Source organism: Actinomyces radicidentis (genome assembly GCF_001553565.1).
In the GTDB taxonomy this organism is placed as follows: domain Bacteria; phylum Actinomycetota; class Actinomycetes; order Actinomycetales; family Actinomycetaceae; genus Actinomyces; species Actinomyces radicidentis.
The window spans coordinates 671,122-689,625 of sequence record NZ_CP014228.1 but is presented as its reverse complement, the minus strand read 5'-3'; the positions used below and the strand labels follow the sequence as shown (position 1 = coordinate 689,625).

The 18,504-nt window shown below is 72.3% G+C and carries 15 protein-coding genes; 8 read left to right on the top strand and 7 right to left on the bottom strand.

From position 1 onward, the window contains the following. Positions 1-21: 21 nt before the first annotated feature. Positions 22-240, top strand: a complete 219-nt coding sequence (locus AXF14_RS14840) for a response regulator transcription factor (protein ID WP_211260118.1) — start codon at positions 22-24, stop codon at positions 238-240. 202 nt (positions 241-442) lie between these two features. Here the strand turns inward: AXF14_RS14840 and AXF14_RS13105 are convergent, their stop codons facing one another. Beyond that, positions 443-862 (bottom strand): FAD synthase family protein, encoded by a 420-nt coding sequence (locus tag AXF14_RS13105; RefSeq protein ID WP_084355308.1) that lies wholly within the window; start codon positions 860-862, stop codon positions 443-445. Continuing rightward, a complete protein-coding gene (locus AXF14_RS02960; protein WP_236755891.1) occupies positions 862-2,346 on the bottom strand; it encodes a sugar transferase in 1,485 nt (494 codons plus the stop codon). The genes AXF14_RS13105 and AXF14_RS02960 overlap by 1 nt, the downstream gene beginning before the upstream one ends. Positions 2,347-2,984: 638 nt before the next feature. On the opposite strand from AXF14_RS02960, the gene AXF14_RS02955 reads away from it, so the two are divergent. After that, positions 2,985-3,761 carry a CDP-alcohol phosphatidyltransferase family protein gene (locus tag AXF14_RS02955; RefSeq protein ID WP_067940735.1) on the top strand — a complete coding sequence of 259 codons (777 nt, stop codon included), beginning with the start codon at positions 2,985-2,987 and terminating at the stop codon, positions 3,759-3,761. A gap of 109 nt (positions 3,762-3,870) precedes the next feature. Here the strand turns inward: AXF14_RS02955 and AXF14_RS02950 are convergent, their stop codons facing one another. From AXF14_RS02950 to AXF14_RS13520, 3 genes are all read right to left on the bottom strand, one after another. Continuing rightward, positions 3,871-5,028, bottom strand: coding sequence for a glycosyltransferase family 4 protein (locus AXF14_RS02950; protein WP_067940733.1), 1,158 nt, complete (start codon positions 5,026-5,028; stop codon positions 3,871-3,873). After that, entirely contained in the window at positions 5,025-6,197 is a 1,173-nt protein-coding gene (locus AXF14_RS02945; protein WP_067940727.1) for a DUF1972 domain-containing protein, read from the bottom strand. Before AXF14_RS02945 ends, AXF14_RS02950 begins: the two co-directional genes overlap by 4 nt. A 369-nt stretch (positions 6,198-6,566) precedes the next feature. Beyond that, positions 6,567-7,514, bottom strand: a complete 948-nt coding sequence (locus AXF14_RS13520; RefSeq protein ID WP_150118402.1) for a hypothetical protein — start codon at positions 7,512-7,514, stop codon at positions 6,567-6,569. A 31-nt stretch (positions 7,515-7,545) separates the two neighbouring features. Here AXF14_RS13520 and AXF14_RS02940 point away from each other — a divergent pair, with 31 nt between their 5' ends. The 4 genes from AXF14_RS02940 to AXF14_RS02925 all read left to right on the top strand — a co-directional run bounded on the left by AXF14_RS02940 (position 7,546) and on the right by AXF14_RS02925 (position 14,004). Beyond that, positions 7,546-7,893, top strand: a complete 348-nt coding sequence (locus AXF14_RS02940) for a hypothetical protein (RefSeq protein ID WP_067940725.1) — start codon at positions 7,546-7,548, stop codon at positions 7,891-7,893. Between the two features lie 96 nt (positions 7,894-7,989). Beyond that, positions 7,990-9,021: a PKD domain-containing protein gene (locus tag AXF14_RS02935; protein ID WP_067940721.1), complete on the top strand. Its 1,032-nt coding sequence runs from the start codon at positions 7,990-7,992 to the stop codon at positions 9,019-9,021. 389 nt (positions 9,022-9,410) lie between these two features. Then, positions 9,411-13,181, top strand: coding sequence for a PKD domain-containing protein (locus AXF14_RS02930; protein WP_067940720.1), 3,771 nt, complete (start codon positions 9,411-9,413; stop codon positions 13,179-13,181). Between the two features lie 166 nt (positions 13,182-13,347). Further along, positions 13,348-14,004, top strand: a complete 657-nt coding sequence (locus AXF14_RS02925; RefSeq protein ID WP_067940718.1) for a DUF4352 domain-containing protein — start codon at positions 13,348-13,350, stop codon at positions 14,002-14,004. 104 nt (positions 14,005-14,108) lie between these two features. Here AXF14_RS02925 and AXF14_RS02920 read toward each other — a convergent pair whose 3' ends face one another. Continuing rightward, on the bottom strand, positions 14,109-14,918 hold the full coding sequence (locus AXF14_RS02920; RefSeq protein WP_067940716.1) for a YveK family protein: 810 nt from the start codon (positions 14,916-14,918) through the stop codon (positions 14,109-14,111). 75 nt (positions 14,919-14,993) lie between these two features. Here AXF14_RS02920 and AXF14_RS02915 point away from each other — a divergent pair, with 75 nt between their 5' ends. Beyond that, a complete protein-coding gene (locus AXF14_RS02915; protein WP_067940714.1) occupies positions 14,994-16,346 on the top strand; it encodes a hypothetical protein in 1,353 nt (450 codons plus the stop codon). 60 nt (positions 16,347-16,406) lie between these two features. After that, positions 16,407-17,375 (top strand): glycosyltransferase family 2 protein, encoded by a 969-nt coding sequence (locus tag AXF14_RS02910; RefSeq protein WP_067940711.1) that lies wholly within the window; start codon positions 16,407-16,409, stop codon positions 17,373-17,375. Between the two features lie 60 nt (positions 17,376-17,435). On the opposite strand, the gene AXF14_RS02905 is transcribed toward AXF14_RS02910, so the two are convergent. Then, positions 17,436-18,422, bottom strand: coding sequence for a glycosyltransferase family 2 protein (locus AXF14_RS02905; RefSeq protein WP_067940709.1), 987 nt, complete (start codon positions 18,420-18,422; stop codon positions 17,436-17,438). Positions 18,423-18,504 lie beyond the last annotated feature (82 nt).

Below are 18,504 nucleotides of genomic sequence, written 5' to 3'. Positions count from 1 at the left end.
CGAGCCCGAGCCGACCGCCCCGTGGCGAGCGCGCCGTCCTCGCCGAACCTCACCGACACCGAGCTCCAGGTCGCCCGCCTCGCGGCGCAGGGCTGGCGCAACAAGGAGATCGCCGGCGAGCTCTACATGGCCGTGCGCACCGTCGAGCTGCGCCTCACGGGCGTGTACCGGGCGCTGGGCATCTCGAGCCGCAAGGACCTCGCCCAGGCTCTCGCCGACGCCCATCTCATGGAGGACTGACCGGCGCCCCGGCCACAGCCGGGCACGCGCGCAGCGCCCGCAGGACACGGTCCTGCGGGCGCTCTCGTGCTCGGCTCGGGGTTCCCACTGGATCCTCGACCGCTCAGCCGGGCGCCGCTCGAGGGCGGACGCGGAACGGGCCCCGCACCGTGGGGTGCGGGGTCCGTTCCGAGGCGACTGCCCAGGTGGCGGAGCCGGCGGCTCAGGCGGTGAGGCCCGCCGTGATCGCCTCGCGAAGCATCGTCGAGGAGGTCGAGAGCGTGTAGGGCATGTAGACGACCTCGGCGCCGACCTCGGCCATCTCGGCCTCGAGGCGCTCGCCCTTGGCGGTGCCCTGCCAGTCCGAGCCCTTGAAGATGACGTCGAAGTGGTTGGCCTGCCAGGCGAGGCGCTTGTCCTGGGACGTGTCCGGGACGGCGAGGTCGACCATGCGCAGCGCGCCGACGATCTGGATGCGCTCGTCGAAGCTGATGACCGGGTACCGGTTCTTCTGGGCGTACAGCGACTCGTCCGTCGCGACACCGGCGATGAGGCGGTCGCAGCGCTTCGCGGCCTCCCGCAGGATGTTGAGGTGGCCGATGTGGAGCATGTCGAAGCCGCCGGGAACGTAACCGGTGATCATCAGTAGGCGCCCTTTCCGCCCAGCACGGCCTTGGCGGTCGCGGAGGCGATGTGGAGATCGAGTGCGGGGGAGGCGTTGTCGACGTAGTGCCCGTCGAGCTCGACCGTCCTCTCCCAGGACAGGTCGGAGCGGCCCGAGACCTGCCAGAGGCCGGTCATACCGGGGCGCACCAGGAGGCGACGGCGCGCCTCCGCGTCGTACTTGGCGACCTCCTCGGCCAGCGCGGGGCGCGGACCGATGAGCGACATGTCACCGAGCATGACGTTGAAGATCTGGGGGAGCTCATCGATCGAGAAGCGACGGATGAACTTGCCGACGGGCGTGATGCGCGGGTCGTCGGCGGACTTGAAGAGGACCTCGTTGCCCTCGCCCTTGTCCTGCATCTCCGCGAGGACGGCGGCGCGGCGGGCGTCGGCGTCGACGTACATGGAGCGGAGCTTGAACATGGTGAAGGGGATGCCGTCCTTGCCGATGCGCTTCTGCGTGTAGAAGGCGGGGCCGCCGTCGGTCATCTTCACCGCGATGCCCGCGGGGACGATGATGAGGAGGGCGATGAGGGTGAGGATGCCGCCGACGACGAGGTCGACGACGCGCTTGCCCATGCCCAGGGCCTGGCGGGGGGTGACCTCGACGGCGCCGGTCCAGGCGGCGGCCGAGGGCAGGGCGTGCATGCGCTCGGGGGCCACGTGGGACAGGCCCGGCATGACGATGAAGCGGGCGTCCGTGCCCTCGACGCCGCGCAGCGCGGCGGTCTGGTCCGAGGGGTGGACCGCGCCGACGGCGAGGACGACGTCGATGTCGTGACCGATGATGAGGTCGTGGAGCTGACTGGGCTTGCCGAGGATCCGGGGGAGGGCGACGTCCGCGGCGGGACGCGTGGAACCGCACACCGCGCCGACGACGAGGTAGCCGTCGCCCGGGTGCAGGCGCATCTGGTGGATCATCCCCTCGCCGCCGTCGCCGACGACGACGAGCGCGCGGCGCAGGCCGTGTCCGTCCATACGGGCGCGGCGGAGGAAGGACTGCTCGGCGATGCGGCCGACGATGATCGCGAGTGCGCCGAGCGGTGCGACGACGAGGGTCGCGTACCACGGGACAAGGGTGCCGAGGACCTGGGCGACGAGGAGCGCGCCCATGACGGTGACGGGCAGCGCGGAGAGGGTCCGGCGCCAGCCGGTGGTGGCCTCGCCGAGGACGTCCTCGCTCATGGTGCCGCAGGCCCAGGTCATGACCACGAGGAGCGCGTTGGTGCCGAGCACCCACTGGGCGTCGGAGGGGGTGCCGGCGACGGCGAGGGCGATGGCGGCCGCGGGGACCATCGCCAGGACGAGGTCCTGCACGACGAGCCACGCCCGCAGACGGCGGCGGTAGCTGCGCCACGAGCGGCGCAGCAGCGCGGGGTCCTCCATCGCGGCGGCGCTCGCACGGCGTGCGGTGCGCTGCGCGCCTGAGGGCGCCTGGTGCGAGGTCTGAAGGAGGGACATGGCCACCTAACGGTCGTTCTTGAGGGCTGTGTCGTCCGGGCGGGGATGCGAGGACGTCGCGCGCGTACGGCGGGAGTACCTGGGGGGAGAAATGCCTGTCCCGCTCGTCTCCGCGCGACGATCAGTCTGCCCGTGCGCGGGTGGGTGAGAAATGGCGTGACTCACGCGTCCGGTCGTGTTGCGGTAACCATGCGGTGCGTGCGGAAAGGTGACGGTGACGCGCGGCACGCTGCCGTGATCTTGGCGTGATCTCGCCGTTTTCTGGCGCTCGGACCGTGATCTTCGGAGAATTACGAGTAGGTTGCGAAATCGTGTTCCGGGTGTCTTCCGGGTCACCGCGGTGGTCAAATCCGAATTGTTTTCTCCTGCCATTCTGTGATGCTCGTCGCGAAGAATCCGGTGGCGCGTCGGGCGTGTCACGCGCCCGGGCCGCCAGGGGCTCCGCGCGGTCGTCGCGGCTGGGAGGTCCGTCCTGGATGGGCCGTTCACCTCGTGGCTACCATCGGGGCGGACGAGGGTCGGTGCATCCGCGCGAGCGCCCGACCCCGGCTCGGTCCCTGCCGAGCCCCCTGCACGTCCCGCTCGCGACGCACCCCGCCGAGCCCACCGCTCGTGCTCACCCCCGACCGGAAGCAGCCATGACCGCCGCCCCCACCCGCACGCACCACGACTCATCGGACGCCGGACGCCGTCCGACCGTCTCCGAGAACATCCAGGCACTCGCGTCGGCTCAGAAGTCGAACGCCGGCGCCCCGCTCTACTCCCGCGTCATCAACCGCCCCGCCGGGCGGGTGCTCGCCGCCGTCGCCCACCGCATCGGCCTCACCCCCGACCAGGTCACCGCGATCTCCGCGGTCTGCACCTACCTCGGCGTCATCCTCATCGCCGTCTGGCGCCCCAGCGTGCTCGCCACGGTGGTGACCTCGCTCCTCCTCATGCTCGGCTACGCCCTCGACTCGGCCGACGGGCAGCTCGCCCGCCTCCGCCACGGCGGCTCGCGCGCCGGCGAGTGGCTCGACCACGTCGCGGACGCCATCAAGCTCTCGACCATCCACGGCGCCATCGCCATCAGCCTCTACCGCTTCGCCCTCGGCACGGACATCCGCAGCGCCTCGCTGCTGCTCATCCCGCTCGCCTTCGGGGCCGTGCAGAACATCCACTTCTTCAGCTACATCCTCACCTACCAGCTCCGCTACAACGGCGGAACCCCGCTGGCCAAGAACGAGGGAAAGCCCGGCTTCCTCAAGTCCGTCCTCTCCGCGCCGACGGACTACGGCCTCATGTGCTTCGTCCTCATGCTCCGCTTCGTCCCCGTGGTCTTCCTGTGGGTCTACGGCCTCATGCTCGTGGGATACGCCGCCTACGTCGTCCTCGCTCTGCCCAAGTGGTACGTGGAGCTGCGGCGCGAGGGCTGACTCCGAGCCGTCGCGCCCCGATGCTGTGGGGCGCGACGACGCGACGCGGGGGAGGGGCGCACGAACCACTGGTTCGTGCGCCCCTCCATCGTGCTCGGTGAGAACCGGCTCAGCGACCGACCATCTCCTGGACGATGCCGGACATGGCCTCGCGGTAGACGGCGGTGGTGAAGCGCTCGGCGGCCTCGCGCCGGCCGTCCGCGGCGAGGCGGGCGGCCAGGGCCGGGTCGGCCGCGATGCGCCCCAGCGCCGTCGCCAGGGCGTCGGGGTCCTCCGAGGGCACCAGGAGGCCGGTCGCCTCGTCGGTGACGACCTCGGCGAGGCCCTGGACGCGGGAGGCGACGAGCGGACGGGCCGCGTGCATCGCCTCGACCGCCGTGTTGCCGAAGGGCTCGGCCCGCGAGGGGACGACGACGGCGTCGGCGGCCTCGAGGACCCGCCAGGTGGGGTGGACGTAGCCGAGGAGCTCGACGTGCCCGGCGAGGTCCGGCTGGGCGGCGCGCTCGCGGAGCTGCTCCTCGTACCACTCGTACCCCGGGAAGATCGAGCCCGCGACCTGCAGGGAGGCGTCCACTCCCCGCTCACGCAGGAGGGCGATCGCCTCGAGGAGGACGTCGACGCCCTTGCGGGGCGACAGGCGCCCGACCATGGCGACGCGGAAAGGGTCCCCGGCGGTGCGCTCGCGGAGCGGGGCGAGCGGGGACTCCGGCGCCGCGACGCCGTTGTGGACGACCTGCGTGCGGGAGGCGAGGAGCGGCTGCGCGGCGAGGAGCGCGTCGCGGGCTGCGCCGGAGTTCGACACGATCCGGTTCGCCGCGAGGAGCGGGGCATTGAGCCCGGCGCGGATGACGAGCCGCTGGGTGTCCTCCGCCTCGTGCACGTGGGAGAGGACCGGGACGCCCGCGAGGCGTCCTGCGACGGGCCACCACGGGATCGTCACCGTGTTCGACAGGAGCAGGTCCGCCCCGCAGGCCCGGATGACCGAGCGCAGGCGCGCGACCTCGCCGGGCGTGCTCGCGGCGAGACCCGCCAGCCCCTTGGGGGTGAGGAGCGCCTTGCGCAGGACCGTGAAGTCCATGACGGCGACCTTCGCGCCGACGCCCTCGAGGACGGGGACGAGCGGTCCGTCCAGGGGGAGCGCGACGTTGACGCGGTAGCCGGACTCGATGAGGCCGGTGACGGTCTCGACGAGCTGCCAGTCGGAGCCGTAGAGGTCCGGCGAGGGATGCGCGACGAGGACGAGGGGGGAGCTGGAGGCGGTGCTCATGCGGGGAAGGCCCCCGTGCGGCGGCCCGAGGGGCGGTGGCGGACCGGGCCCTCGACGGCGAGGCGGTGGCACAGCTCCTCGTAGAGGTCGGCGACCTCGTCCCAGTCGTAGAGGGCGGCGCGCTCGCGGGAGAGGCGTCCGCGGTCGACCTGCGCGACCGGGTCCGCCTCGGCGGACTCGACGAGGGCGCGCACGTCCTCGGCACTCGTCCAGTAGCGGCCGGCGTCGCCGAGCACCTCGCGGTTGAAGGAGACGTCGAAGGCGTCGACCGCCGCGCCGGCGCCGATCGCGCGCAGGAGCGAGGGGTTCGTCCCGCCCACGGAGTGCCCGTGGTAGTAGACGAGCGCGTTGCCGTAGAGCTGGTCGAGGAGCTCCTGGTCCCACAGGCCCCCCACGAGACGGACGCGGTCGTCCGCGAGGGCGTTGATCCGCTCGGTGTACTCGTTGGCGTAGGGGGCGGAGCCGACGACGACGAGCGGCAGCCGGGCGCTGGAGCGCACGTAGCCGTCGACGACGACGTCGACGTGGTTCTCGATCTCGAAGCGGGCCACGACGAGGTGGAACTGCCCGGCCGCCAGGTCGAGCTCCTCGAGGCGGTCGGCGGCCGCGTGGATGCGCGGGGCGCCGTAGGCGATGAGGTCGGTCGGGGCGTTGAACTCGTCGGTGTAGTAGTCGGAGATGCCCCGGGCGTCGGCGATGAGCGCGTCGGAGTAGCGCACCGCGACGGCCTCGGCCGTGCGGTAGTAGCGCTGGCCCGTCGGACCCCACTTGCCGCGCCGCCACTCGAGGCCGTCGACGTGAGTGGCCACGGGGATGCGGGCGGCCCGGATGGCGGGCAGGAAGGGGGAGTTCGCCGCGTTGAAGACGATGGCGCAGTCCGGGTGGACGCGCGGGAGGAGGTGGGCGACCGAGGCCGCCGTGTGGGAGAGCGTCTCCAGGCTCCGCTTCTTGACGGCCGGTAGCTCGACGACCCGCATGCCCTCGTGGACGCGGGGGAGCGGCCCCTCCTCGGGAGCGGGGTTGCGGGAGTAGACGAGGACCTGGTGCCCCTTGGCGGCCAGGCGCTTGCCGACCTCCTCGATCGCGGTCTCGAAGCCGCCGTAGCGGGCGGGCACGCCGCGCGTCCCGATCATGGCGATGCGCAGGCGGTTCGGGTCGGGGGAGGTCATCCACGTGCCTTTCGGGGTCGACAGGGAGCGGCGAGTGCTCGGGCCAGGGTATCCGGTCGGGATCTCGGACGGGCTCCGGCCGGGCGAGGGAGGGGTACGGCCCGACCGGATCACCCGTCCGCCGGGTCCTTGGTCCCCCGTGGTGCCTGCCGGGGTGAAGCGGTGGCACGGGCGTTCACCCACCGTAGGTGAGAGTGAGTGGGGCGGTGCTCACCCTCGTCGTGACGTCACCGAGACCGATGAGATCCGGGTGTGACGATTGCGGTGACCTGCGTCTCCGCGCAACCGCAGTGAGTGCATCGTGCTGGGTTCTCACTCCTCGGCGCTGCGCTGGCGCCCCACACTTCCTCCAGCTCGAATCCGCGTCCCTCACCCCGTGGGACGCCAGGGTGTCTCACCCGGACTCCGACCACCGAATTCCCCCGTCTGGAGGACCCCATGAAGCTCACTCGCACCGGCCGTCGCGGCCTGGCCGCCCTGGCCGCCGCGCCGCTCATCGCCTCGTCGTTGGTGGTGGCCGCTCCGGCCTCGGCCTCGGCGGGCGACGTCGTCGACGGCACGGGTCGTCAGCAGACCGGGTACACCGCCGAGGCCCCGCCGACCGTTCAGGTGAACGGCGTCGTCTGGAACCAGCTCGTCGTCGGCGACGTCGTCTACGTCGTCGGCCAGTTCACCTCCGCCCGTCCCGCCGGAGCCCAGGCCGGCACCGACGAGACCCCGCGCTCGAACATCCTGGCCTACGACCTGAGCACTGGTGAGCTCATCGAGGACTTCGCCCCCGTCCTCAACAACGCCGGCCGCACTCTCGCGCTGAGCGACGACGGCGCGACGCTCTACGTCGGCGGCTCCTTCTCCACGGTCAACGGCACCGCGCGTGCGGAGCTCGCCACCGTCGACGCCTCCACCGGCACCCTCCTGGACTGGACCGCGAACGCCGTCGGCCCGAACTCCCAGGTCTACGGCCTCAAGGCCTCCCCGGACGGCTCGAAGGTCGTCGTGGGCGGCTCCTCCCAGACGCCCAACGGCTCCTCCAACCCCGGCTACGGACTCGCGCTCCTCGACGCCTCCACCGGCTCGCTCCTCGTGACCCCGGTCAACTCCGCCGTGTGCAACGGCGGGCGCGTCGCGGGCATCCGCGACATCGAGGTCGACGACACCGGCTTCTACGGCACCGGCTACTCCATGAGCTTCACCGAGGCGAACCTCGAGGGCTCCTTCCACGCCGACTGGGACGGCAACCTCATCTGGGTCGAGCCCTGCCACGGCGACACCTACTCCATCGCCCGCGTCGGCGACGAGGTGTACACCGTCAGCCACGCCCACTCCTGCGAGACCATCGGCGGCTTCGGTGACCGCGTCCAGACCACCTCCTCGGGCACCAGCCAGCTCATCAGCCACCGCGGCCTCGCCTTCACCAACAGCCCCGACGACGAGCCCCGACGCCGTCAGCCTCGACGGCACCGCCAAGGCCACCGCGCAGTCCGTCGAGTCCGACGGCGACCTCCAGACCTTCAGCCTCGAGACCTGGGTCCGCACGAGGTCCACCGCGGCCGGCGCGATCATCGGGTACTCGAACAACATCGGCAACTACGACCGGCTCCTCTGCATGGACGGCGACGGGCACCTCCTCCTCGGCCTCTACCCCGGCGCCTACCGGATCCTCACCACCGCGGGCTCCTACAACGACGGCCAGTAGCACCACGTCGTCGCCACCCTCGGCGCCGCCGGCGAGATCCTCTACGTCGACGGCGAGCAGGTCGCGGCCGACACCACCACGACGAGCGCCCAGGCCATGGCCGGCTACTGGACCCTCGGCGTCGGCAGCCTCGGCTGGCCCGGAGCCCCCAGCGGCGCCACCGTCCTCAACGCGGACGTCGACGAGACCGCCGTCTACCCGACCCAGCTCGACGCCGACGCCGTCGCCCGCCACCACGACCTCGGCCTCGACGAGCCCCCGTCGGCCTCCTTCACGGCCTCCGAGCACTACCTCGACGCGACGCTGGACGCCTCGGCCTCCACCGCGCACGGCGACGGCACGATCGCCTCCTACGCCTGGGACTTCGGCGACGGGACCACCGGGACGGGGGAGACCGCCGAGCACGCCTACGCGACGCCGGGCACCTACACGGTGACCCTCACGGTCACCGACGCCCTCGGCGCGACGAGCACGACGACGTCCGACGTCGTCGTCACCGCCCCGCCGCTCGCGACCGACTCCTTTGAGCGGACCGCGACGGCGGGCTGGGGCGACGCCGAGATCGGCGGCGCCTGGACCGTCTCGCCGGCCTCCCGCTTCTCCGTGGCCGACGGCGCGGGCGTCATCGCCATGGACAAGGCCGGCTCGACCTCCTCGGCCTCGCTCGCCGGGGTCTCCTCCACCTCCACGACGGTCGACGCCGACTACACCTACACCGAGACCCTCACGGGCGGTGGCGCCTACACGACCGTCAACGCGCGCCAGACTGCGGCGGGCTCCGACGGCGTCAAGGTGCGCGCCACCTCCTCGGCGACCCTCCTTGTGAGCCTCGTGCGCAAGGTCGGCGCGACGGAGACGAGCCTCGGCTCCACGAGCGTTAAGGGCTGGACCGCTGGCGAGCCGATCCACGTCTCCGTGACCGCTGACGGCACGGGGACGACGAACCTCGCCGCCTCGGTGTTGCTGGGCGACACGGCCCCCGACGTCGCGATGCTCACCGCGACGGACTCGACGGAGGGTCTGCAGGTCGCGGGCGCCGTCGGTGTCACCGAGTACCTCTCCGCCGGTGCCGCCTCGACGACCGGGGTCATGCGCCTCGACGGGCTCACGGCCACCACCGCGGACTGACGCAGGAGGGCTCCGCACGCGGGCGGGACGGGCACGAGCCCGCCCCGCCGCGCGCTCCCCGACTCGGAGCCACACGGAGCCGTCCCCTGACGGGGCGCGGGCCGTCACCCGGGTGACTCGGTGGATCGCCCGACGCCCCCTGGGGGTGAACCCCTCGGGCCGGCGCCTCACCCTCGCCCGTGACCGCACCGTGACAACGGTGACGCGTTCGTAACCCATGCTGTTACGTGCGTCCCACACCGGCCGCAGGGACGTCGCAAGCAGGGCATCGTTGCCCAGCCGTTACCTAGTGGCTCGCACGCGCGCCGGATACTCGGTCCCGTCAATCCCTGGTCGACGCGTCCCTGCCGCCGCCTCGTTCCCCCCACTACTCCTTACTCGGAGGACCCGTGAAGCTCTCTCGCACCGGCCGTCGCGGCCTGGTCGTCCTGGCCACCGTGCCCGTCGTGGCCGCATCCCTCTTCGCCCCCGTGGCGGCCTCCGCCGCCCAGGTCGACGACGCCTCCGGGCGCCTCCAGACGGAGTACAGCGCGAAGCCCCTGCCGACCGTGCAGGTCAACGGGGTCGTGTGGGACCAGGTCGTCGTCGGCGACGTCGTCTACGTGACCGGGCAGTTCACCTCGGCGCGCCCGGCGGGCGCGAAGCCCGGCGTCAACGAGACGCCCCGGACGAACCTCCTCGCCTACAACCTCCACACCGGTGAGCTCATCGAGGACTTCGCCCCGGTGCTGAACAACACCGGGCGCAGCCTCGCCGTCTCCGACGACGGCAAGACCCTCTACGTGGCCGGCTCCTTCGACAAGGTCAACGGCGAGTGGCACGGCCGCCTCGCCGCCTTCGACCTCACCAAGGGCCACGGCCAGCTCATCAGCTCCTTCAAGCCGATCTTCTCCACGACCATCAACGCCATCGACGTGCACGGGAACACCGTCTACGCCGGCGGCGCCTTCAAGACCGTCAACGGCGTCGCCCGCACCGAGCTCGCCGCCGTCTCCGCGGACAAGGGCACCCTCCTGGACTGGAAGGCCTCCGCGACCGGCACCAACTCGCAGGTCTACGCCCTCAAGGTCTCCCCGGACGGCTCGAAGGTCGTCGTCGGCGGCTCCTTCCAGACCCTCAACGGCTCCTCCAACCCCGGCTACGGCCTGGCCATGCTCGACGCCTCCACCGGCGCCATGCTCTCCACCCCCGTCAACTCGACCATCCGCGTCGCCGGCAACTACGGCGCCATCCTCGACCTCGAGGTCGACGACTCCGGCTTCTACGGAGCCGCCTACTCCCAGTCCGTCAGCCGGGCCAACCTCGAGGGCACCTTCAAGTCCGACTGGAACGGCAACCTCACCTGGGTCGAGCCCTGCCACGGCGACTCCTACGGCATCTACCCCGACGGCGACCAGGTCTACGTCGCCAACCACGCCCACTCCTGCCAGACCATCGGCGGCTTCCCCGACTACACCTGGAAGACCGACTCCGGCACCACGCTGACCAAGTACTACCGCGGGCTCGCCTTCACCAACAGCCCCGACGTCACCATCTCCAGCACCGGCACCAACGGCTACAAGGACTGGTCCGGCTACAAGAGCCCCGAGCTCCTCGACTGGTACCCCGACCTCACCGCCGGCACCTTCACCGGCATGAACCAGGCCGCCTACAACGTCACCGGCACCGACGACTACCTCCTCATGGCCGGCGAGTTCACCGCCGCCGACGGCACCACCCAGCAGGGCCTCGTCCGCTACGCCAAGCGCACCGCCACGACCTCCGAGGCCCCCGAGGGCACGGGGGACGACCTCAAGCTCACCGCGAGCTCCTACGTCAACGGCCTCGTCAGCATCAGCTACCAGCCGACCTGGGACCGCGACGACACCTCCCTCACCTACAAGCTCTACCGCGACGACCAGACGGCCCCCGTCGACGAGCGCACCATCTCCTCGCGGCACTGGGACCTCCAGGCCCAGAGCCTCACCGACAAGGGCGTCTCCGAGGGCACCCACACCTACCACCTCGTCGTCACCGACGCAGAGGGCAACTCCGTCGACGCCACGACCACCGTCGAGGTCGGCGCCGGCTCCACCCTCAGCCCCTACGACACCCGCTCCGTCGAGCTCGGCGCCACGCACCTGTGGACCTTCGACGAGACCAGCGGCTCCACCCTCAAGGACCTCATCGGCGGCGACGACATGACCACCGCCTCCGGCGTCTCCCTGGGCCGGTCCGGCGCGCGCGCCGGCTCCTCCGCCGTCGGCCTCAACGGCCAGAGCAGCGCCACCGCGGCCGCCGCCGCCTCCGACGGCGACATCCAGACCTTCACGGTCGAGACCTGGATCAAGACCGACTCATCCTGGGGCGGCCCGATCGTCGGCTACAAGAACGGCACCTCCCTCGACCGCCTCCTCTACATGGACTCCGCCGGCCGCGTCCGCTTCGGCGTCTACCCCGGCTCGGTCAAGGCGCTCCAGTCCGGCACCGGTTACAACGACGGGCAGTGGCACCTCGTCACCGCGACCCTCGGCAAGGCCGGCACCGCCCTCTACGTCGACGGCAAGAAGGTCGCCTCAGACTCCCGCGTCACCTCCGCCCAGTCCTTCAACGGCTACTGGACCCTCGGCGTGGGCACCACCTCCGGGTGGCCGGGCTCCGTCTACGACCGCTCCCTCGAGGGCTCCGTCGACGGCGTCACCGTCTACCCGACCCAGCTCACCGACCAGCAGGTCTCCGACCACTACGGCCTCAGCACCAACCAGGCCCCGACGGCCTCCTTCAGCGCCTCGACCGCCGATCTCACCGCCGACGTCGACGCCTCCGAGTCCGCCGACGCGGACGGCTCGATCGCCTCCTACGCCTGGGACTTCGGCGACGGCAGCACCGGCGAGGGCAAGGCCGCCTCGCACACCTACGCCGAGGCCGGCACCTACACGGTCGCCCTCACCGTCACGGACGACAAGGGCACGACGACCCGTACCACCTCACAGGTCACCGTCACGGCCCCCGTCGCCGCCAACGTCGCCCCCGAGGCCGCCTTCACCAGCGCGGTCAGCGGCCTCACCGCCGACGTCGACGCCTCGCAGTCCGTCGACCCCGACGGCTCCATCGCCTCCTACTCCTGGGACTTCGGCGACGGCACCACCAGTGAGGGTCAGAAGGCCACGCACACCTACGCCCAGGCCGGCACCTACACGGTGACCCTCACCGTCACCGACGACCAGGGCCTGAGCTCCCAGGTCACCCAGGAGGTCACCACCAGCGAGCCGGTCGCCGAGAACCAGGCGCCGACCGCGGCCTTCTCCGCGCAGCCGAAGGACCTCGACGTCGCCCTCGACGCCAAGGAGTCCTCCGACCCCGACGGCTCCATCGCCTCCTACTCCTGGGACTTCGGCGACGGCACCACCGCTGGTGAGGGCAGCTCCCTCACGCACACCTACAAGGAGGCCGGCACCTATACGGTGACCCTCACCGTCACCGACGACAAGGGCACCACCGCCCAGACGACGCAGACCGTCGTCGTCGCCGACCCGGCCGTCGCCGACGGCGTCCTGGCCAAGGCGAGCTTCGCCCACGACACGTCCGCGGGCTGGGGCGACGCCGACCGTGGCGGCTCCTGGACCGCCGCCCCGCGCTCCCAGTTCTCCGCCAGCGGCGGCAAGGGCGTCATCCGCCTCGACCGCCCCGGCTGGACCTCGACGGCCTCCCTCAAGGACGTCAGCTCCGACTCCGCCGAGACCCTCGCCTCCTACACGCTGACCGAGGCCCCGACCGGCGGTGGCGTCTACACCTCCGTCGTCGGCCGCCAGACCTCTGCCGGTTCCTACACGGTCAAGGTCCGCACGGAGGCCAACGGCGTGCTGACGGCCTCGCTCATGGCGGTCTCCGGCGGCCAGGAGACCCGGCTCGCCTCAGCCCGCGTGGAGGGCACCTGGACCCCCGGCACGCCCATCAACGTCCGTTTCCAGACCGTCGGCACCTCGACGACCACCCTCCAGGCCAAGGTCTGGACCGGTGACACCGAGCCTGAGGCCTGGACCCTCACCGCGACGGACTCCACCGAGGGCCTCCAGACGACCGGCTCGATCGGGCTGAGCGCCTACACCTCCGGGTCCGCGACCTCGACGACCGGTGCCCTCGAGCTGCTCTCCCTGAGCGCCTCCTCCGTCACCGAGTGACCCCACCCGCCGCGGGGCCCGCCGCGCCGTGATCCGAACCACGGCCGGCGGGCCCCGCGGCGCAGGCGCCCGACGCACCGCGGCGGGCACGCAGTGCCCCGCACGGCGCGCGGCACAATCGCACTCGTCCGCGCCAGGACGCGGACCTCCCCGGAAGGAAGACCCCATGACCTTGTCCACCACCGTGCGTCGCACCGCCGCCGGCCTCGGCGTCGTCCTGCTCGCCCTCGGCGCGGGCGCCTGCTCCACCCACTCGGGCTCCAGCGCCAGCGCCTCCGCGACCGCCACCACCTCGGCGGGGGCCGGCGCCACCGCGGCACCCGCGCCCACCGCGACCACCGGCTCCACCGCCGCGCCCTCGGCGGCCGTGGCCGACCCCTCTGACGGCGCGAGCCTCTTCCCCGGCCAGGCCGGCTACACCCAGCCCGAGTCGACCCCCGTCGCCCTCGACGACGACCAGAGCGCCGGCGACGTCAGGGTCGCCCTCGGAAAGATCACCTCCACCAAGGGCGTCGCCGACGGACCGGGCGAGGTCTCAGGCCCCGCCCTCGTCGTCACCGTCACCCTGGAGAACACGGGTTCCAAGGCCGTCGACCTCTCCGCCGCTTCCGTGACCCTGTCCTACGGGAAGGACGAGACCCCGGCCACCACCTTCGCCAGCATGGACCAGGCGAAGAGCCTCCCGTCCTCGGTCGCCGCGGGGAAGTCGGTCACCGGCTCCTACGTCTTCGCGGTCCCGACCGGCTCCCAGGACGACGTCACCATCGACGTCATCGTGACGACCGACCAGCCCGTCGCCGTCTTCGACGGCTCCGCCTCCTGACGCGGCCGCGTAGGTAGTGACGAGGACGCGAGGAGGGGCGAGCAGCACGCGCTGCTCGCCCCTCCTCGTCTATCCGGGCGCGTCCTGCGCGGGAAGCCCGCGGCTCAGGACTCCTCGGCTGCCGGCTCCGTCTCCGGCTCAGCCTCTGGCCCCGTCTCCGGCTCCGCCTTGACCTCCGTGCTCGTCTGGGCGCGGCGGCCGTGGCCGACGGCGCGCTTGCCTTCGCGGCGCTCCGCCCACATGGCGTAGAGGACCGCCAGCATGAGGCCCACGGCAGCGGCGACGATGACGTCGCCCTTCGCGCCCGTGCGGGACATGGTCGCGGTGTCCGTCGTCGCCGGGGTGGTGACCGCCGGGTTGAGGACGGTGCCGCCGACGCCGAGCAGCTCACCCGAGGCCAGCTTGCCCTGGAGGGCGTCGACGGTCGCGTCGACGCGGGCCACGGCCTCCTTCTTCGTGGGGGCGGTCGCCTTGATCGAGAGCAGGAGCGTGCCCGTGGGGTTCGAGGCCGTCACGGCCTTGGCGAGGGAGTCGGAGTCGTCACCGGTGGTCTTCGCCGCCTCGTCCATGACGGCCGGGCTCGTGGTCAGCTCGACGAGTGTCGGCATCGCGGCCATCGCGTAGGTCGCGAGCTGGTAGCTGTTGCTGGTCGCGGCGGAGCCCTTCGTGGCCGCCGCGAGCGCGGCCTCCTGCTGCGACGGGGGCTTGTCCGCGGAGGACGACGTGGCCCCGCTGCTCGACTCCTCGCTCGTCGAGCCGGCCAGGCCCGGCTGCATGACGAGCTGGGCCTCGACCGTCGCCGACGGCTGGATCCGCAGTGCCATGCCGACCCCGGCGAGGGCGAGGATGACGACGATGGCGAGGAAGCCGACGAGGTGGTGACGGATTGCGGAACCGATCTGAGGGGGGTTCACGTTACTCCTGAGAGTGAGGGTCGCCGCAGGACCGCGGCCCCGCCATCGTAGTAGCGTGACCATCCGGTGAGGCTATTGCTCGGCTCACCGAAGACCCGCATCATCGGCGGAGAGGCCCTCGTGCACCACCAGCTCATGCTCCTCGTCGAGCTCGCCCTCTGCGTCGTGCTCGCGGTCGCGCTCGTGAGGGCGATGGGGCGCCGCCCCTGGCTGGCGATGCTCCTCGTCCTGTGCTCCATCGCCTTCGTCCCCGTCTGGGTCGCCGCCCCGGTCAACCCCTACGTGCCGCCGGCCACCCTCATGTGCGTCCTCGCGCTGGTGGCGCTACTCCCGCGGTTCTCCTTCAGGCTCACCGCCGGGGACGTCCTCATCCTCTCGGCGATGCTGCTCGTCATGGCCTCCCGCTTCGTGGGCGCGAACAAGCTCTACGTCCAGTCCGACGTCTGGTTCGGCGCCCTGCCCGCCTACCTCGTGGGCCGCTGCGCGATCGAGACGGTGGGCCGCAAGCGGGTCTATGGGCTGATCGCGGGAGTGTGGGCCGTCGTCGCCGTCCTTGCCCTCGTCGAGTTCGTCACGAAGACGAACATCTTCGTCAATATCCACTTCTCGAACTCCATGTACAGCAACTGGTCCCAGATCCAGGTGCGCGGCGGGCTCTCCCGCGTCGAGGGCGCCTTCGGGCACTCCATCGCGCTGGGCACCTCCCTGGCGGCCGGCATCCCCTTCGCCGCGGCCGCGCCGTGGAGGCGCAGCGTGCGCGTCGGCGTCATGCTGCTCATCCTCGCCGGCACGCTGCCGACCCTCTCCCGCACGGGCATGCTCTGCGCGGTCCTCGCGCTCGCGCTGTCCGTGACCCTCATGCGCTCGGACCTCGGGGCCGTCGCCCGCGGCTCCGTCATCCTCCTCCTCGGCGCGGGGGCCGCGGCGATCCTGCCGACCATCCTCCAGGTCTTCGCCGTGGCCGGCACGGAGCAGTCCGGCTCCGCCGACTACCGCGGGCACCTCCTGCGGCTCATCACGCGCCTCATCCCGCTGGGCCAGTCGCCGGCCGCCCAGAGCAACGGGCGCTCGACCACCTGGGACGGCTTCGAGTCCGTCGACGACCAGATGCTCCTCGGCGCGCTGCGCTTCGGCTGGGCGCCCGTCGTCCTCCTGAGCATCGGGCTGGCCGTCCTGGTCGTCCGCGCCCTGGGCACGCGGGCCACCGCGCCCCAGATCGCCGTCGTCTCCTTCATCCCCGCCTACGTCACGGTCGCCTTCATCACCCAGCTCGGCACCGTCGTCTGGCTCGTCGTCGGCCTCGCCGTCGCGACGCAGGCCGAGCGCGTCCAGGGACTCGCCGGTGTCGGCGAGGAGCGGGACCGCCCCCGAGCGGCTGCGGTCAGGAGTGCGGACCCCGCTCCCGTCGCGCGGGCGCTGACCGCGTAGGGTGACCGCGGCGCGATGCGCCTCCCTGATTAGTCCCCGTCCCACAGCCAGGAGCTCCCCATGAGTGACACCCTGCCCGAGAGCCGCTCCCCGAAGGCCTCGGTCGCCGTCGCGGTCCTCACCTACAAGCGCCCCGACCACGCCGCGCAGCTCGTCCCCGTCCTCGACGCCGCCATGAGCGAGGTGACCGACGACCGCCCGCTGCGGCTTATCGTCGTCGACAACGACCCCGAGGCCACGGCCCGCGAGATCATCGCTGCCGGCGCCGCCACGGCCGTCCACGAGGTCACCTACGTCCACGAGCCCGAGCCCGGCATCGCCGCGGCCCGCAACGCGGCCCTCGAGGCCTGCACCGAGGACGCGATCGTCTTCATCGACGACGACGAGCGGCCGGAGACCGGCTGGCTCCCCGCCCTCATCGCCACCTGGGAGGAGACCGGCGCGGAGGCCGTCGTCGGCCCCGTGCTCCCGGACTTCGAGGTCGAGCCCGACCCGTGGGTCGTCGCGGGCGGCTGGTTCGACCACGGCCGTCACACGACCGGATACGTCATGCCGGCCGCGGCGACGAACAACCTCCTCCTCGAGATGGCGACGATGCGCCGTCTCGGCCTGCGCTTCGACCTCGGCTTCGGGATCTCGGGCGGCTCGGACACGATGCTGACCCGCACCCTCATCCGCGACGGCGGCCGCATCGTGTGGTGCGACGAGGCCGTCGTCAACGACGAGGTGCCCGCCAAGCGGCTCACCAGGCAGTGGGTCACCAGGCGCGCCTACCGCTCCGGCAACTCCTGGGCCTCCGTCGACCTCGCCCTGGCGCGCCAGGAGGGCCGCGGCGCCGAGATCCGCTCCCGCCTCCACCAGGGCCTGCGCGGCGCGGAGCGCGTCGCACTGGGCTCCGTCATGGTCGCCGCCGCCCTCCTGCGCGGCTCCGAGCGCGCCCACTCGAAGTCCGTGCGCTTCATCCAGCGCGGCCGCGGCATGGTCGCCGGGGCCCTCGGCAGCAAGTACATGGAGTACAAGCGCTCCTGAGCCCGCCCGGGCCCGCCGCCCGGACGACGACGGCCGCCTCTTCGCACGGGGAGGCGGCCGTCAGCGCATGGGCCCGGTCAGCGATCCGATCCGGGCCGCGCCCGGGCGGCGCCGTGGTGCCGCCCAGCGGTCCCCGAAGCGCACGCGGTGCACGTCGCGCAGCCCGTCACGGGCCCCGCGCAGCGCGGGCAGGAGCGTGAGCGCGGGGTGCTGGACCATCTGGCGCCGACCACCGCGCATGAGGATCGCCCAGGACTCCTGCGGGGTGCGCAGCACCCACCGTCGCAGCTCCCCGCGCCGGGCCCAGTGGGCCCCCAGGAGCAGGCGGTTGCGGACGTTCCAGTAGTAGTAGGTGGGGGAGTGCCGGGTCTCCTGCGCCTCCTCCGCCTGTGTCCCGCCCTGGTCGTGGACGGCCCTGACCGAGGTGTCGTTGAGGAGCGCGCCACCGGCCGCGAGCACCCGCAGCGAGAGGTCGACGTCCTCCCAGTACAGGAAGTAGTCCTCCGCCATGCCGCCGCAGGCGCGCCACAGCTGGGCGCTCACCGCGAAGCAGGCGCCGGTGAGCCACTCCTCGTGCCGGTGGCCGGGGACCCGCGGCGCCCGGGGCGAGCGGGTGGCGCCGTCCGTGAGGTCCACGGCGTAGCCCTCGAAGGCCGGCCGCCCCTCGGCGTCGACGATGAGGGGGGCGACCATCGTCATCGGCTCGGCCTCGACGCGGGCGACGAGGCGCTCGAGGTCATCGCGGGCGATCGTGGCGTCCGGGTTGAGGACGACGACGGTGCGCGCCCCGTCAGCCAGGGCGCGCTCGACGCCGAGGTTGACGCCGCGACCGAAGCCCGTGTTGCCCTCCGGGAGCACCGTCGTCCAGCCGTGCTCGTCGGCCAGGGCGGTGACGGCCTCGCGCTCCTGCGCCGTCGTGAGGTTGTCGACGACGACGCCGCGGGGGCCGCCCTCGGCCGTGACCGGGGCGAGGTTGCGCGCGAGCAGGTCGTGGGAGCCGTAGCTGACGACGACGACGGCGGTCGTGCTGAGCGGCGCTGAGGGCATCGAGGCGGGCCTCCCGGTGGGGGACCGGGTCCTCCCCGGTCCTGGACGACGTGGCCCGGCGATACTATCCCGGCACCACCAG